The following is a 13,687-nucleotide window of genomic DNA, read 5'->3' as shown; positions in this document are numbered from 1 at the left end:
CCGGACCCCAGCCGGCGTTAGATCCACCCCAGCCGGGCAGCGTGCACGCCGGCCTGGAAGCGGCTCTCCGCCCCCAGGCCGGCGGTCAGTTCGGCGACCAGCCGGCGCAGCACCTCGATCCGACGATCCGTCATCTCGACTTCTCCCGGCCCGAGTTCCGGTGGCGTCCAGGCCGCCGACCAGAAGTACTCGAACAGCTCGGCCACCAGCGCGACCAGCGCACCTGCGCACCTGCGCACCTGCGCAAGGCGTACGAGGCCGCCGTCTCGGGCGCCGATCCCCGCTACCGAAACTGGCTGACCCCGGTGGACTGACCGGTCAGATCTCGTACACCGCGCCGGCGCGGGCGACCTCGACCGGCCCGGCGTACGCGGCGGCGGCGTCGCGGCGGTTGTGCTCGGCGTCGGTCCACGGCGGGATGTGGGTGAGGACGAGCCGTCGGGCGCCGGCCGCGGTGGCGTGCTCGCCGGCCTCGCGCCCGTTGAGGTGGACGGCCCGGTAGGTGTCGCGGCCGTCGATGTAGGCGGCTTCGCACAGGAAGAGGTCGGCGTCCTTGGCCAGCTCGACGAGTTCGGCGCTCTCCCCGGTGTCGCCGGAGTAGACCAGCGAGCGGCCGTCGTGTTCGAGCCGGAAGGCGAAGGCGTCCACGGGGTGGTTGACCTGGGCGACGTCCACTCTGAACGGGCCGAGCTCGAAGCGGCCGGGGGTGAGGGTGCGGAACTCGAAGACCTCCTTCATCCCCGGGTTCTCGGGCATGTCGTAGGCGCGGGCGAGCCGCTCGGCGGTGCCGGCCGGGCCGTAGACGGGCAGCAGGTCGGGGCAGCCCCCGGCGCGGTAGTTGCGGGCGACCCAGTAGGCGCACAGGTCGACGCAGTGGTCGGCGTGCAGGTGGCTGAGCAGCACCGCGTCGACCTCGTAGAGGCTGGTGTACTTCTGCAGGGCGCCGAGCGCGCCGTTGCCGAGGTCGAGCACGATCCGGTAGCCGTCGGCCTCGACGAGGTAGCTGGAGCAGGGCGAGTCGGCGGACGGGAAGCTCCCCGAGCACCCCACCACGGTCAGTTTCATCCGAGCCCCTCCGCCCCGACACGTCCTGGCTGCTGCTGGAAAAACGGCAGGACAGGCCGGTGGACCGGCCGGTAGCACTGCGTTCGCGTTGTCGAGAGTAAGGGCGGAGCGGCACTTTGCCCCCGTCCCCGTGCCGGGCTGTGGCTGGAATCACCAGAACGCCGGGGCACGGGGCCGGGGCGCCGGTTCAGCGGTGGCCGGGGCGGTTGCGGGCCCAGGCGCGGATCGTGGCGGGGTACCAGCGGGGGTGGCCGCTGCCGTCGATCACGTCCGGTTCGGGCAGCAGTCCGTGCCGCCGGTAGTTGCGGACGGTCTCGGCCTGGACCTTGATATGGCGGGCGATCTCGGCGTAGGACCACATCTCACTCATGCGCCCACCTCTCCCCCAGCCTTGGCGGCTGGGAGGTACCCCCACCGCTCGGCAGGGGCATTCGCCCACACGCACCTTTCGATGACTCGCTCGCTTCGCTCACTCATGCGGCACCTCCGGAGGGGCGGGGGCGGACGTTCGTGAGGCAGCCTTCCGAACCTTGGCAGGGTCTTCGCCGCTGAACGGGCCCCGTGGTCGTACCGTGACGAACCGGGAGCAACGTGCGGACAAATACTCAACTGTCACAGCACTCACAGTGGTGGGGTTCACCATGGGCCCGGTACGGTTCGCCGCATGAAAGGCATCAGCGGCCTGAGCGGCACGACCGGTATCTGGGTGGTCCTGGCGGTGGCGGGCGTCGCGGTCCTGGTGGCCGTCGCGTCGGCGCTGGTCAGGCGTGCCCGTCCGACCTCACGCCCGGCCCCGCGCCCGTCCGGGCCGACCGGTCCGCGGCCGCGCCCGGCGACGAAGGGCGGCCCGGGGCCGGCGCCGCAGGAGATCTGGTGGGCCGAGGTCCCGTTCGAGGACGGCCCGGGGTCGAAGGACCGCCCGTGCCTGGTGCTGCGGGTGAACGGCCGGACGGCCACCGTCGCGAAGATCACCAGCAAGCACCACGCCGAACGCCCGGGCGTGCTGCCGCTGCCGCCCGGCTCGGTGGGCGACCGGCAGGGCCGGACCAGCTGGCTGGAGACCGACGAGCTGCGCCAGGTGCCGCTGTCGGCCTTCCGCCGCCGGGCCGGCACGGTGGACCGCCAGGTCTGGGCCCACGCGCAGCGGGCGCTGCAGACCAACTAGGGCCCGCCTCGGGCCTACTAGGCCCAGAGCTGGCCCTGCAGCGCCTCGACGGCCGCCTCGGTGGACTCGGCGGTGTAGATGCCGGTGGACAGGTACTTCCACCCGCCGTCCGCGACCACGAACACGATGTCCGCGCGCTCGCCCGCCGCCGCGGCCTTGCGGCCGACGCCGATCGCGGCGTGCAGGATGGCGCCGGTGGAGACTCCCGCGAAGATGCCCTCCTGCTGGAGGAGTTCGCGGGTGCGGCGGACGGCGTCCGCGGAACCGACCGAGAAGCGGGTGGTGAGCACCGTGGCGTCGTACAGCTCGGGGACGAAGCCCTCGTCGAGGTTGCGCAGCCCGTACACCACGTCGTCGTAGCGCGGTTCGGCGGCGACGATCCGCACGCCGGGGACCTTCTCGCGCAGGTAGCGGCCGACGCCCATGAGGGTGCCGGTGGTGCCGAGGCCGGCCACGAAGTGGGTGACGGTCGGCAGGTCGGCGAGGATCTCCGGGCCGGTGCCGGCGTAGTGGGCGCCCGCGTTGTCGGGGTTGCCGTACTGGTAGAGCATGACCCAGTCGGGGTGCTCGGCGGCGATCTCCTTGGCGATCCGGACGGCGGTGTTGGAGCCGCCGGCGGCCGGGGAGGCGATGATCTCGGCGCCCCACATGCGGAGCAGTTCGCGCCGTTCCTCGCTGGTGTTCTCCGGCATCACGCAGACCATCCGGTAGCCCTTGAGCTTGGCGGCCATGGCGAGCGAGATGCCGGTGTTGCCGCTGGTGGGCTCCAGGATCGTGCAGCCGGGGGTGAGCCGGCCGTCGGCCTCGGCGCGCTCGATCATGTGCAGCGCCGGGCGGTCCTTGATGGAGCCGGTGGGGTTGCGGTCCTCCAGCTTGGCCCAGAGGGTGACCAGCCCCGCGGAGTTGCCCGGGACGGCGGCGGACAGCCGCGGCAGGCGGACCAGCGGGGTGTTGCCGACGGCTTCGAGCGGACTGTCGTAACGCAAGGGAGGCCTCCGGCCACGGCGGTGAGGGTCGGGAAGGGCGGCTCCCCCGCCCCGGGGCGGGGGAGCCGAGGAGTCAGCGGGCGCCGCCGGCCACGGCGGGCAGGATGGTGACGCTGTCGCCGTCGGCGACGGCGGTGGAGATGCCCTCCAGGAAGCGGACGTCCTCGTCGTTCAGGTAGACGTTGACGAAGCGGCGCAGCTCGCCGCCCTCCAGCAGGCGGGCGGCGATGCCCGGGTGGCGGGCGTCGAGGTCGGTGAAGAGCTCACCGAGGTTGCTGCCGGTGCCCTCGACGGCCTTGGCGCCGTCGGTGTAGGTGCGGAGGATGGTCGGGATGCGGACCTCGATGGCCATGGGTGCGCTCCTGTGCGAGTCGTGAGGTGGGTGGGCCGCAGCGGGCGCGGCAGGGCGGACGGTCCCGGGGCTCGGCACGGCGTGCGGCGGCGGGCCCGGGTGGGGCGGGGCGGCTCAGCGCGAGCGCGCGGGCGTGCCGGGACAGATCGCACTGGCGAGCCGGCACAGGTCGATGTGCAGGCGCGCCACGAGGCGGGTGCCCGGGGCCTGGTTGCTCACATCGACGGAACGCATGGGCTCATCGTATAGATTCCCGGGCCCGCTCCGACATGCCCGTCTCGGGATCCGGATGTTCTCGTTCCTTCTGCTGAGACGACGCCCGGGACTGTGCCGAGGACGGTGCCGGAGACGACGCCGGCCCGCCGACCGCTCGCGGGCGGTCGGCGGGCCGTGCCCAGGTGGGTGCTGGTCAGGCCGGGTAGGCCTCGACGACCTGGACGTCTTCCTCTGTGATCTCGCCGTCCACGATGCGGAACGAGCGGAACTGGTACGGGTCGTCCTCGCCGTTGCCCTCGGCGGTGGAGACCAGGACGTAGTGGGCGAACGGCTCGGAGGCGTAGCTCACGTCGGTGCGCGAGGGGTAGGCCTCGGTGGCGGTGTGCGAGTGGTAGACGACCACCGGCTCCTCGTCGCGGTCGTCCATCTCGCGGTAGAGCTTGAGCAGGTCGCCCGAGTCGAACTCGTAGAAGGTGGGCGAGCGGGCGGCGTTGAGCATCGGGACGAACCGCTCGGGCCGTCCGCTGCCGGCCGGTCCGGCGACCACGCCGCAGGCCTCGTCCGGGTGATCGGCACGGGCGTGGGCGACGATCCGGTCGCGCAGTTCTCGGGTGATGGTCAGCATGCGGTCAGGATAGCCACGCCCCGGCGGGTGTCCGCCGGGGCGTCCGAAGCCCGGTCACCGGGCGTCCGCCACCCGGTCGCGGGGGTCCGGCAGGCCGGGAACCGGGCCTGCTCAGCCGCCGTTGCGGACGTGCAGGTGGTCGTGGGCGACGCCGTGGACGGCCTCCGGGCTGCGGCGCTTGAGCACCTGGTAGCCGACCACCAGCAGCGCGGCCCAGGCCGGGAAGACGTACAGCGAGATGCGGTTGTCCTTGTCGAGGCCGATCAGCACCACGACCAGGACGAGGAAGCCGAGCGCGGCCCAGCTGACCCAGGCGCCGCCGGGTGCCTTGAAGCTGGGCGGCGGCAGGTGGCCGCCCTTCCAGGCCTTGCGGTAGCGGATCTGGGAGATCAGGATCATCGCCCAGGTCCACAGGCCGCAGACGGTGGCGACCGAGGTGATGTACTCGAACGCCCGCGCCGGAACGAGGTAGTTGAGCACCACGCCGGCGCCCATCAGCAGGCAGGAGACCGTGATCGCGAAGGCCGGGGTGCGGCGGGTGTTGAGCCTGGTGAGCCGGCCCGGGGCCTGGCCGCGCAGCGCGAGGTCGCGCAGCATGCGGCCGGTGGAGTACATCCCGGAGTTGCAGGAGGACAGCGCGGCGGTGAGCACCACGAAGTTGATGATCCCGGCCGCCGCGGGGATGCCGATCTTGCCGAAGGCGGCGACGAACGGGCTGACGCCGGGCTGGAATTCGGTCCACGGCACGAGCGACAGGATGACCACCAGGGCGCCGATGTAGAACAGCGCGATGCGCCAGGGCAGCGTGTTGATGGCGCGCGGCAGGGTCTTCTCGGGGTTCTCGCTCTCGCCCGCGGTGACGCCGACGAGTTCGACGCCCAGGTAGGCGAACATGACGATCTGCAGGGTCATCACGGTGGCGCCGATGCCCTTGGGGAAGAAGCCGCCGTCCTGCCACAGGTGGGTGATCGACGCGGTGTCACCGGCCTTGCTGAAGCCCAGGGTGAGCACGCCGATGCCGATGAGGATCATGCCGATGATGGCGGTGACCTTGACCATCGAGAACCAGAACTCGATCTCGCCGAACAGCTTCACCGAGATCAGGTTGGCCGCGTAGAGGATCACCAGGAAGGTCAACGCACTGAGCCACTGCGGGATTCCGGGCGCCCAGAACTTCACGTACACGGCGGCGGCAGTGGTCTCCGCCATGCCGGTGACGACCCAGAACAGCCAGTACGTCCAGCCGGTCACGTAGCCGGCGAAGGGGCCGAGGAACTCCCGCGCGTACTCGGCGAAACTGCCGGAGACCGGGCGGTAGGTGAGGAGTTCGCCGAGGGCCCGCATGATCACGAAGATCACCACGCCGGCGACGCCGTAGGAGAGGATCAGGCTCGGGCCGGACTTGGAGATCGCCGTCCCGGCGCCGAGGAACAGGCCGGTGCCGATGGCGCCGCCGATCGCGATCATCTGGATCTGGCGGCTGCCGAGTCCCCGCTCGTAGCCCTCGTCGTCCGGTTTGGTGTCGACCACTTCGTCGTACAGCTGCTCGGCCATGGTGCACCGTCCTGGGTGGGTCTCGTGGAGTGGAGAAGTCGTACCACGCAGGGTCCGGATAGCGGAGTTCATCTGAGCGTTATTTGAGCATGACCTGGTAGGGTTCGCCCGATTTGAACGGAAATGCCCCGGCCGCCCGTCCACATGCTGGACGAAGCGGCCGGGACGTGCCCGAAACCGGGCAGGATCAGGTGCGAAAGCGGGCGAAATCAGTCCGCGATCAGTCCGCCATCAGTCGGCGATCGCCTCCAGCAGCGACTCCTGGAGCGCGCCCAGCCACAGGTACGCCATCACCAGCGGCTTGCGCTCGTCGCTGTCCGGCAGGTCGTAGAGGCCCTGCTCGTCCTCCTCGGTGACCTCCAGCCGGGCACCCAGGGTCAGCCGCAGGTCGTTCAGCGCGCCCAGCCAGCGCAGGCAGTCGGGGGCGGCCAGCTTGAGCACCCCACCGCCGCCGAGGCCGTCCAGCGTCCGGACGACGACCAGGGCGTCGTCGCGCTTGCGGGCGCGCAGGTCGAGCTCGGTGAAGCGGCGGAACTCGCCGGAGGCGGCCTGGGCCTCGGGGTCGTCCGGCTTGCCCGGGTCGCCGTAGGCGTCGGGGAAGAGCCGGGCCAGCGCCGGATCGGCCGGCGCCTCGGTCGGCCCCTCGGCGAACAGCGCCGCCAGCGGGTCGCCGCCGCCCTCGCCCGGGCCGGGGCCGATCAGCTCCAGCATCTGCACCTCCAGCGAGCGCAGGATGGAGGCCTCCACCTCGTCCAGCGCGATCGCCGCGCTCCCGCCGCCGGTGCTCTCGAACAACCCAGCCATCTGTATCGGTCAGCCCGTCTTCGTCGTCTTCGGTCGCGCGGTCGTATCCGCTCGCACGGTCGCCGGTCGCGCGGTCGTCGGGGGCCTTCTCGCCCCCGCCGTCAGTCGTGTTGCAGCGTGGCCCACAGGCCGTAGCCGTGCATCGCCTGGACATCCCGCTCCATCTCCTCGCGGGAGCCGCTGGAGACCACCGCCCGGCCCTTGGTGTGCACGTCCATCATCAGCTTCCTGGCCTTGTCCTTCGGGTAGCCGAAGTAGGCCTGGAAGACGTGCTGGACGTAGCTCATCAGGTTGACCGGGTCGTTGTGGACGATGGTCACCCAGGGGGTGTCCGGCTCCGCCACCGGCAGTCCTTCGACCTCCGGGCGCTCGATCTCCACGGGCGCGACACTCACCGCCGGGTCCTCCTCGCTGCGTTGTCTCCACGCTTGTCGTCCGATGTCCCTGTCAGCCCCCATGCTGCCATCCGGGGGACCCCCAGGCGATTTCGCCCCGGCCGCCGTCCACGAGAAATCGTCACTCTGACGTTAAGTGGTAGTAGCATCATCCGCATGGACGCCACTTCCGTGCGCGCGGCCGGCTCGACCGCGCTGCTCACCGACCGCTACGAGCTCACCATGCTGCAGGCCGCCCTGCGCAGCGGGGCCGCGCAACGCCGCTCCGTCTTCGAGGTGTTCACCCGGCGCCTGCCGAGCGGGCGTCGCTACGGGGTGATGGCCGGCACCGGCCGGGTGCTCGACGCCGTCGAGAACTTCCGCTTCACCCGCGCCCAACTGGACTGGCTCGCCGACCAGGGCGTGGTCGACGACGACACCCTGCGCTACCTCGCCGACTACCGGTTCACCGGCGACATCCAGGGCTACCCCGAGGGCGAGGTCTACTTCCCCGGCTCGCCGTTGCTCACCGTCGAGGGCACCTTCGCCGAGGCGGTGATCCTGGAGACGGTGATCCTGTCGATCCTCAACTACGACTCGGCGATCGCCGCCGCCGCCTCCCGGATGACCGCCGCCGCCGGCGGCCGCCCGGTCATCGAGATGGGCGCCCGCCGCGCCCACGAGCAGGCCGCCGTCTCCGCCGCCCGGGCCGCCTACGTGGCCGGGTTCGCCGCCACCTCCGACCTGGAGGCCGGCTTCACCCACGGCATCCCCACCACCGGCACCGCCGCGCACGCCTTCACCCTCGTCCACGACAGCGAGCGGGACGCCTTCCGGGCGCAGATCGCCTCCATGGGCAAGGGCACCACGCTCCTGGTCGACACCTTCGACCTGCGCGAGGCCGTCCGCACCGCGGTCGAGGTGGCCGGCCCCGAACTGGGCTCCGTCCGGATCGACTCCGGCGACCTCACCCTGCTCGCCCACCGGGTCCGCCGCCAGCTCGACGAACTCGGCGCCGAGAAGACCCGGATCATCGTCACCTCCGACCTGGACGAGTACGCGATCGCCGCGCTCGCCGCCGCCCCGGTCGACGGCTACGGCGTCGGCACCAGCCTGGTCACCGGCAGCGGCCACCCGACCTGCGCGATGGTCTACAAGCTGGTCGCCCGCGCCGAGACCGCGGACGGGCCGCTGATCCCGGTGGCCAAGCGCGCGGCCGGCGGAAAGACCAGCATCGGCGGGCGCAAGTGGGCCGCCCGCCGGCCCGACGCGGACGGCGTGGCCGAGGCCGAGGTGGTCGGCACCGGGCCCGTCCCCGCCGAGCTGGAGCCGTACCTGATGCAGGTGCCGCTGGTCCGGGCCGGCGAGCCGGTCGGCCGCGAGCCGCTGGGCGCCGCCCGCGAACGGCACGTCCGGGCCCGGGCCGCGCTGCCACTGTCGGCCACTCAGCTCTCCAAGGGCGACCCGGTCCTGCCGACCGAGCTGATGGTCTAGGCGGACGCGCGGACCGGCGGCGGGCCCGTTGCGAGTCCCGGGCCTTCCGCCTCCGCGCGCCACTCCCTAGAGTCAGCCGTAGAGTTCCCATGGAGTCCCCGAGAACTCCCCGCGTACGACCCGCGTACGACCTGCGTACGTCCCGCGAACGTTCGTCGTGCGCGCACCTCGTCCGCGGGCCGAGCACTCCCGGGGACCCCGCCACCGGGACGCCGCCGACGGCGGACGCCCCCCACATTCGAGGATGCGAGCCATGCACCGGGCACTGATCGTCGTCGACGTGCAGAACGACTTCTGCGAGGGCGGCAGCCTGGCCGTCGCCGGCGGCGCCGAGGTGGCCGCCGCCATCACCGATCTGATCGCCGAGTCCTCCCCCGGCTACCAGCACATCCTCGCCACCCGCGACCACCACATCGACCCGGGCGACCACTTCTCCACCGAACCCGACTACGTCACCAGCTGGCCGGTGCACTGCGTGGCGGGCACCGAGGGCGTCGGCTTCCACCCCAACTTCGCGCCGGCCGTCATCTCCGGCGCGGTCGAGGCGGTCTTCGACAAGGGCGCCCACTCGGCGGCGTACAGCGGCTTCGAGGGGCTGGACGAGAACAACCGCGGGCCGGTGGAGTGGCTGCGCGAGCGGCAGGTCGACGAGGTCGACGTGGTCGGCATCGCCACCGACCACTGCGTCCGGGCCACCGCGCTCGACGCGGCCCGGGCCGGGTTCACCACCCGCGTCCTGCTGGAGCTGACCGCCGGGGTGGCGGCCGGGACCACCGCCGCCGCGCTGGAGGAGCTCCGGGCGGCCGGCGTGGAACTCGTCGGCGAGCCGGTGGTGCGCGGCTGAACCGGCGGGCGTCGGGAGTCCGAAGACGGCCCCTACTCCAGGAGGAGTTCCACGACGTCCGTCCCGCCCGCCCGGAAGGCCTCGCGCAGCTCGGTGCCGACCGCCTCCGGGTCGGCGGCGAGCCGCGCGCCGTTGACGTAGACCACCCGGATCCCCAGGTACTCCATGCGGTGCTGGCCGCCGCGGACCCAGGCGGCCTCGCCCTCGCTGACGCAGCGCAGGTCGGAGTCGACCTCCACCGCGACGCCCCGCTCCGGCCAGTACAGGTCCGGGACGGCGATGTAGGTGCCGCCGCGCATCCGCAACTCCGGGCCGGCCAGCGGGATCGGCAGCAGCCACTCGTCCACCAGCTCGCCGAGCCGGTCCAGCACCGCGTCCCGTTCGGCGGCCAGCAGTTCGTCCAGCGCGGCCCGCACCCGGGGCTCGGCGGTCAGCCCGGACTCGGCCAGCTCGGCCGCCAACTCCCGTACCGTGCACCGCCCCTCGGGCCGGGTGACGGCCTCGCGCAGCACCTCCCGGACGGGCGCCGGGGCCGTCCCGTCCGCCGTCCACTCGCGGAGCGCGTCGGCCACCGCCCGGGCGACCGGCGCGCAGGCCAGTCCGTGCACCGAGCGGGCCACCAACTCCCGTTCGGTGCGCCAGATCCGCACGTCGCCGGCGTCCTTGAGGCGGCGCTGGCGGGGCACCAGGACGTCCACCCCGGTGACGGCGGGCAGCCGGGGCACGGCGGCGAAGCCGTACAGGGCGAGCGCGGCGGCGCCGGTGATGACCGCGCCCTCGCGGCGGCCCTCCTCCCGGCCGTTCTGCGCCGCGTACAGCAGCGCGGCCCACATCCGCTGCTCCGGCGTGGGACCGCCGGACTGCAGCAGGTAGACCCGCGGCAGCAGCCGCTGCCAGGGGCCGCCGCGGCGGCAGTGCTCGGTGATGACGCGGGCCGGCACGCCCCGGGCGCGCAGCTGGCTCGCGGTGATGACGTTCTGCTGACGCTTCGCCAGCTCCTCCAGGGACGGCGGCGGCGAGGGAATCCGGTAGTTCATGCCGACACCATCCCCAACCGCCCGGACCGGTGAGCGACCGCCTGACGCACTGTTACGCAACCGTCGCGAAACCGGGATCAGCCTGCACTAAAGTCCCCATACCCTCACTCATTTGGAGTAATGAACGCCAATATGCTTGTCGTATCTGATCGAAAACGATCAGCGACCAGGCCGTCTGACCGAGGGTGACCAAGGGCATACGCCGAGACACCCTCCGGGCGTCACTCCCGCCCGCGGGATTGCCTAGGCTTACGTCATGTCACGTGACGAGACCGCAGGCCTCCGCGCGGCCCAACTCCGCCTCGGCCGCCTGCCCGGATACGTCCGCCGCCCGGACCCGGCCCGCCGCAGCGGCGAACAGGGCCATACGTACAAAAAGGGTTGGGAGGTCCGCTTCACCGCCCGCAGCGAAGCCGAGATAGCAGAGATCCGCGACCTCGTGGTCGCCGCCGGATTCGCCCCCGCAAGACCCTTCTTCAAAGGCCACCAGCTGATCCAGCCGGTCTACGGCATGGCCGCCGTCCAGGCCTACCTGGCCGCGAGACAGGCGGCCGAGGAACACGCCGCCCGCACCGCCCTCGGCCGCCGCCGGCGCGGCACGAACGCACGCCCGCCCCGCTCGTGCGAGGAGAACGCCAACACCGTCGCGGCCGCGAGCGCCGCCGGAGCCGCGGCCGCCGTCGCGGCACAGTTCGCCCGGCGACGGGCCATCGACACCTTCCCCTCCCAGCTCGAACGCAACACCGCCGCTGACGACCGGATCTCCCCCGCCGAGGCCCGACCGCACTACTGACGAACCGTCAATCCATCCACGCCCCGGGCAGAGTGCCGCCGGGGCGTGGTCGATTCGGCCGCCCCCTGGCGCGACGTCGCGGGCGCCACGGTCGTGCGTGCGGTTGCGCGCACCCGGCTTCGCGCCGTGGGCGTGGACGTCAGGCCCCGCAGGGCCTACGGTGGCACATCAACTGCCGTGCGGCCGACGCCGCCCACACCTCTGACCAGCCTCGACACGCTCACCCCTGCACCCCCCGCAGCACTGCGCACCACCCTCCCGCCGACCGCCCCCGCGCCGCACCGGCCGGCACCGGAACCGGCCGAGCGGCGACGGGATCCGGGCATTCAATCCGATTGGTCACCCAGCGCACCGAGGGCCTACCGTAGAGTGAGCGCAGATGATCGACCGTCAGACATCCATCTCCCTTGCCGAGAAGCCGAGATGACCAACCGCCACAGGAGCTCCGCCGAGCCGCCCCCGCGGCCCGCCGACCAGGCCGTCCTCCCGCCGGACGTCCCCGTGGAGTTCGCCGCGTTCTGCGAACTCCACCGCCCGCGGTACCTCAGCTACGCCCGCGTGTGGCTGCCCGACCGCGCCGAGGCGGCCATCGCCGTCCAGCAGGCCTTCGCCGAAATCGCCGTCCACTGGCGCGAGTTACTGGGCAGCTCCAACCCCACCGCCCACGCCTGGAAAATCCTGCGCGGCACCGTCGCCGAACACACCCGGCAGCCCGTGCCCACCACCCCGGATCGCCACCCCGCCGACGACGACCTGGCCATCCTGCACTACGTCGTCGGCCTCGCCGCCCCCGAGATCGCCGACGTCATCGGCACCGACACCGCCAGCGTGGCCGGCCGGCTCCGGCGCACCATGCTGCACGAGGCCTCCGGCTGGTGACCCCGGCCCTCAGGCCCGCGCGCCGGTCGCGTCGTACAGGTGGTGCACCGGGTCGTGGATCAGATAGCGGGAGAACGACTCGACCGTGAAACGCGCCCCGTCACTCCGGTTCCCGGTCCGCTGCCACTGCTCCCCCGCCACCCGCTCGAACGCCGCCGCCAACCTCTCGGCGGCCGCCGCCAACTCCTCCGCCACCGCGGCCGGCCGCTGCTCCCCGTAGCGCTCGGCGACGGCCGTCTCGTCCTGGTCCCAGTTCGCGAACAGCGGGTCGTCCTGCTCCAGCATCAGGTTCAGCCGGACGTGGAACAGCCGGAACACGTCCCGCACATGGCACGCGTACTCCAGATCCGACCACACCTCCGGACGCGGCCGGCGACGCAGCCCGTCCTCGTCGCCCGACAGCACGGCGAGCCAGCCCGTCGCGTTCGCGCGCACCATCCCGGCGACGTCCTCACGCACCACACCCGGGGTGTCCAGCCCACAGTCCGGACAGGCCTGCTCCAGTACCCAGGTCCAGTCCTTGGTGTCCGGAACGATCGCGCCGGCGGGGTTCTCCGAAGTACTCATGCCCCCAGAATGGCGCCGCCCCACCCACCCCACCAGCGCCATTGCCGCCACCCACCACCAAAATGCTGCCAGCGCCGGGGACGGGCCCGCCGGGGACACGGTCAGTTCGCTTGCGTCTCCGCGGTGAGGGCCCGGCGGCAGAGGTGGTCGGCATGGCGGGTGGTTTCGGGGAGGCGGTAACGGCGGGCGAGGTGGAGGGTGGTGCGGACGGCGGTGTCGAGGCCGATGCGGTGGCCGACGGAGACGTAGACGGGTTTGACGCCGGGCTGGGTGCGGACGGCGCGGCCGACTTCCTCGCCGGTGGCGGGGTCGGTGAGGGGGGTGGTGGCGCCGCGGGGGGTGTCGGGCTGGTCGTGGTGGAAGGTGAAGGGGGTCTTGGCGACGCCGAGGGTGCGCAGGCCGGTGAGGACGCCGAGGTGGCTGGCGAGGCCGAGGCGACGGGGGTGGGCGAGGCCGTAGCCGTCGCAGACGACGAGGTCGGGGGTGTGGGAGAGGGCGGCGAGGGCGTCGAGGACGGCGGGGATCTCGCGGAAGGCGAGGAGTCCGGGGATGTAGGGAAAGGGGATCCGGCCGACGGCGGTGGCCTGTTCGACGACGGCAAGGGTGTCGGCGTCGAGGAGGACGGCCGCGGCGACGACGAGGTCGCGGTCGTCGTCGTAGGCGACGTCGACGCCCGCGATGAGCCGGTCGGCGGGGAGGCCCGGGTCGTCGTGGGGCTGAACGAGGGGGCGGAGGCGTTCCTGTTCGGCGAGGGCCTGGGCTTCGGTGGTGGGCCAGTCGGCAGGGATGGGCACGGGTGGGTCCCCCGGGGATCACGTGGGCGGGCGGGTCGAGGTCACCGTATCGAGCGGGGCGGACGACCCCGGGGTGAGCCCGTGCGCCCCCTGTGCCCCGGAGGCGGGGGCTTAGCCTGGACTTACCGAACTCCCTTG

18 protein-coding genes are annotated in these 13,687 nt (G+C 72.5%); 5 read left to right on the top strand and 13 right to left on the bottom strand.

Annotated elements, in window-relative coordinates:
• Positions 1–17 precede the first annotated feature (17 nt).
• The 3 genes from KV557_RS15025 to KV557_RS15015 form a co-directional block, all read right to left on the bottom strand.
• A complete protein-coding gene (locus KV557_RS15025; RefSeq protein WP_218200409.1) occupies positions 18–239 on the bottom strand; it encodes a hypothetical protein in 222 nt (73 codons plus the stop codon).
• A gap of 79 nt (positions 240–318) precedes the next feature.
• Positions 319–1,065, bottom strand: coding sequence for an MBL fold metallo-hydrolase (locus KV557_RS15020; RefSeq protein ID WP_218200408.1), 747 nt, complete (start codon positions 1,063–1,065; stop codon positions 319–321).
• A 187-nt stretch (positions 1,066–1,252) separates the two neighbouring features.
• Positions 1,253–1,435 carry a MerR family transcriptional regulator gene (locus KV557_RS15015; RefSeq protein ID WP_218200407.1) on the bottom strand — a complete coding sequence of 61 codons (183 nt, stop codon included), beginning with the start codon at positions 1,433–1,435 and terminating at the stop codon, positions 1,253–1,255.
• A gap of 294 nt (positions 1,436–1,729) precedes the next feature.
• Here KV557_RS15015 and KV557_RS15010 point away from each other — a divergent pair, with 294 nt between their 5' ends.
• Positions 1,730–2,230, top strand: coding sequence for a type II toxin-antitoxin system PemK/MazF family toxin (locus tag KV557_RS15010; RefSeq protein WP_218200406.1), 501 nt, complete (start codon positions 1,730–1,732; stop codon positions 2,228–2,230).
• A 17-nt stretch (positions 2,231–2,247) separates the two neighbouring features.
• On the opposite strand, the gene KV557_RS15005 is transcribed toward KV557_RS15010, so the two are convergent.
• The 7 genes from KV557_RS15005 to clpS form a co-directional block, all read right to left on the bottom strand.
• Complete coding sequence (locus KV557_RS15005; protein WP_218200405.1) at positions 2,248–3,216, bottom strand: PLP-dependent cysteine synthase family protein; 969 nt, start codon at positions 3,214–3,216, stop codon at positions 2,248–2,250.
• A gap of 73 nt (positions 3,217–3,289) precedes the next feature.
• Positions 3,290–3,568, bottom strand: coding sequence for a MoaD/ThiS family protein (locus KV557_RS15000; protein ID WP_218200404.1), 279 nt, complete (start codon positions 3,566–3,568; stop codon positions 3,290–3,292).
• 114 nt (positions 3,569–3,682) lie between these two features.
• A complete protein-coding gene (locus KV557_RS44860) occupies positions 3,683–3,802 on the bottom strand; it encodes a putative leader peptide (RefSeq protein ID WP_350581485.1) in 120 nt (39 codons plus the stop codon).
• Between the two features lie 175 nt (positions 3,803–3,977).
• Complete coding sequence (locus tag KV557_RS14995) at positions 3,978–4,409, bottom strand: Mov34/MPN/PAD-1 family protein (protein ID WP_218200403.1); 432 nt, start codon at positions 4,407–4,409, stop codon at positions 3,978–3,980.
• 111 nt (positions 4,410–4,520) lie between these two features.
• Complete coding sequence (locus KV557_RS14990; RefSeq protein WP_218200402.1) at positions 4,521–5,963, bottom strand: amino acid permease; 1,443 nt, start codon at positions 5,961–5,963, stop codon at positions 4,521–4,523.
• A 231-nt stretch (positions 5,964–6,194) separates the two neighbouring features.
• Positions 6,195–6,767 carry a DUF2017 domain-containing protein gene (locus KV557_RS14985; RefSeq protein WP_218200401.1) on the bottom strand — a complete coding sequence of 191 codons (573 nt, stop codon included), beginning with the start codon at positions 6,765–6,767 and terminating at the stop codon, positions 6,195–6,197.
• Positions 6,768–6,868: 101 nt separating this feature from the next.
• Positions 6,869–7,162, bottom strand: coding sequence for an ATP-dependent Clp protease adapter ClpS (gene clpS / locus KV557_RS14980; RefSeq protein WP_218200400.1), 294 nt, complete (start codon positions 7,160–7,162; stop codon positions 6,869–6,871).
• 156 nt (positions 7,163–7,318) lie between these two features.
• On the opposite strand from clpS, the gene KV557_RS14975 reads away from it, so the two are divergent.
• Together KV557_RS14975 and KV557_RS14970 are read left to right on the top strand one after the other, a co-directional pair.
• Positions 7,319–8,635, top strand: a complete 1,317-nt coding sequence (locus KV557_RS14975) for a nicotinate phosphoribosyltransferase (protein ID WP_218200399.1) — start codon at positions 7,319–7,321, stop codon at positions 8,633–8,635.
• 253 nt (positions 8,636–8,888) lie between these two features.
• The gene (locus KV557_RS14970; RefSeq protein WP_218200398.1) at positions 8,889–9,479 is read left to right on the top strand and encodes an isochorismatase family protein; all 591 of its coding nucleotides are present in this window, start codon (positions 8,889–8,891) and stop codon (positions 9,477–9,479) included.
• A gap of 32 nt (positions 9,480–9,511) precedes the next feature.
• Here the strand turns inward: KV557_RS14970 and KV557_RS14965 are convergent, their stop codons facing one another.
• Entirely contained in the window at positions 9,512–10,516 is a 1,005-nt protein-coding gene (locus KV557_RS14965; RefSeq protein WP_218200397.1) for a hypothetical protein, read from the bottom strand.
• A 256-nt stretch (positions 10,517–10,772) separates the two neighbouring features.
• Here KV557_RS14965 and KV557_RS14960 point away from each other — a divergent pair, with 256 nt between their 5' ends.
• Both KV557_RS14960 and KV557_RS14955 read left to right on the top strand, forming a co-directional pair.
• Complete coding sequence (locus tag KV557_RS14960; protein WP_218200396.1) at positions 10,773–11,309, top strand: hypothetical protein; 537 nt, start codon at positions 10,773–10,775, stop codon at positions 11,307–11,309.
• Between the two features lie 423 nt (positions 11,310–11,732).
• The gene (locus tag KV557_RS14955; protein WP_218200395.1) at positions 11,733–12,188 is read left to right on the top strand and encodes an RNA polymerase sigma factor; all 456 of its coding nucleotides are present in this window, start codon (positions 11,733–11,735) and stop codon (positions 12,186–12,188) included.
• Positions 12,189–12,197: 9 nt separating this feature from the next.
• Here the strand turns inward: KV557_RS14955 and KV557_RS14950 are convergent, their stop codons facing one another.
• Both KV557_RS14950 and KV557_RS14945 read right to left on the bottom strand, forming a co-directional pair.
• Positions 12,198–12,755, bottom strand: coding sequence for a DinB family protein (locus tag KV557_RS14950; RefSeq protein WP_218200394.1), 558 nt, complete (start codon positions 12,753–12,755; stop codon positions 12,198–12,200).
• A gap of 101 nt (positions 12,756–12,856) precedes the next feature.
• On the bottom strand, positions 12,857–13,549 hold the full coding sequence (locus KV557_RS14945; RefSeq protein WP_218200393.1) for an endonuclease V: 693 nt from the start codon (positions 13,547–13,549) through the stop codon (positions 12,857–12,859).
• Between the last annotated feature and the right edge of the window lie 138 nt (positions 13,550–13,687).

The sequence above is a fragment of the Kitasatospora aureofaciens genome, assembly GCF_019192735.1.
Lineage (GTDB): Bacteria > Actinomycetota > Actinomycetes > Streptomycetales > Streptomycetaceae > Kitasatospora > Kitasatospora aureofaciens_A.
This window is presented reverse-complemented; position numbering and strand designations above follow the sequence as displayed.

Bases quoted from the DNA above. Each gene is read 5' to 3' on its own strand.
- KV557_RS15020 (WP_218200408.1), bottom strand. From the start codon at position 1,065: ATGAAACTGACCGTGGTGGGGTGCTCGGGGAGCTTCCCGTCCGCCGAC.
- KV557_RS15015 (WP_218200407.1), bottom strand. From the start codon at position 1,435: ATGAGTGAGATGTGGTCCTACGCCGAGATCGCCCGCCATATCAAGGTC.
- KV557_RS15010 (WP_218200406.1), top strand. From the start codon at position 1,730: ATGAAAGGCATCAGCGGCCTGAGCGGCACGACCGGTATCTGGGTGGTC.
- KV557_RS15000 (WP_218200404.1), bottom strand. From the start codon at position 3,568: ATGGCCATCGAGGTCCGCATCCCGACCATCCTCCGCACCTACACCGAC.
- KV557_RS44860 (WP_350581485.1), bottom strand. From the start codon at position 3,802: ATGCGTTCCGTCGATGTGAGCAACCAGGCCCCGGGCACCCGCCTCGTG.
- KV557_RS14995 (WP_218200403.1), bottom strand. From the start codon at position 4,409: ATGCTGACCATCACCCGAGAACTGCGCGACCGGATCGTCGCCCACGCC.
- KV557_RS14990 (WP_218200402.1), bottom strand. From the start codon at position 5,963: ATGGCCGAGCAGCTGTACGACGAAGTGGTCGACACCAAACCGGACGAC.
- KV557_RS14985 (WP_218200401.1), bottom strand. From the start codon at position 6,767: ATGGCTGGGTTGTTCGAGAGCACCGGCGGCGGGAGCGCGGCGATCGCG.
- KV557_RS14975 (WP_218200399.1), top strand. From the start codon at position 7,319: ATGGACGCCACTTCCGTGCGCGCGGCCGGCTCGACCGCGCTGCTCACC.
- KV557_RS14970 (WP_218200398.1), top strand. From the start codon at position 8,889: ATGCACCGGGCACTGATCGTCGTCGACGTGCAGAACGACTTCTGCGAG.
- KV557_RS14965 (WP_218200397.1), bottom strand. From the start codon at position 10,516: ATGAACTACCGGATTCCCTCGCCGCCGCCGTCCCTGGAGGAGCTGGCG.
- KV557_RS14960 (WP_218200396.1), top strand. From the start codon at position 10,773: ATGTCACGTGACGAGACCGCAGGCCTCCGCGCGGCCCAACTCCGCCTC.
- KV557_RS14955 (WP_218200395.1), top strand. From the start codon at position 11,733: ATGACCAACCGCCACAGGAGCTCCGCCGAGCCGCCCCCGCGGCCCGCC.
- KV557_RS14950 (WP_218200394.1), bottom strand. From the start codon at position 12,755: ATGAGTACTTCGGAGAACCCCGCCGGCGCGATCGTTCCGGACACCAAG.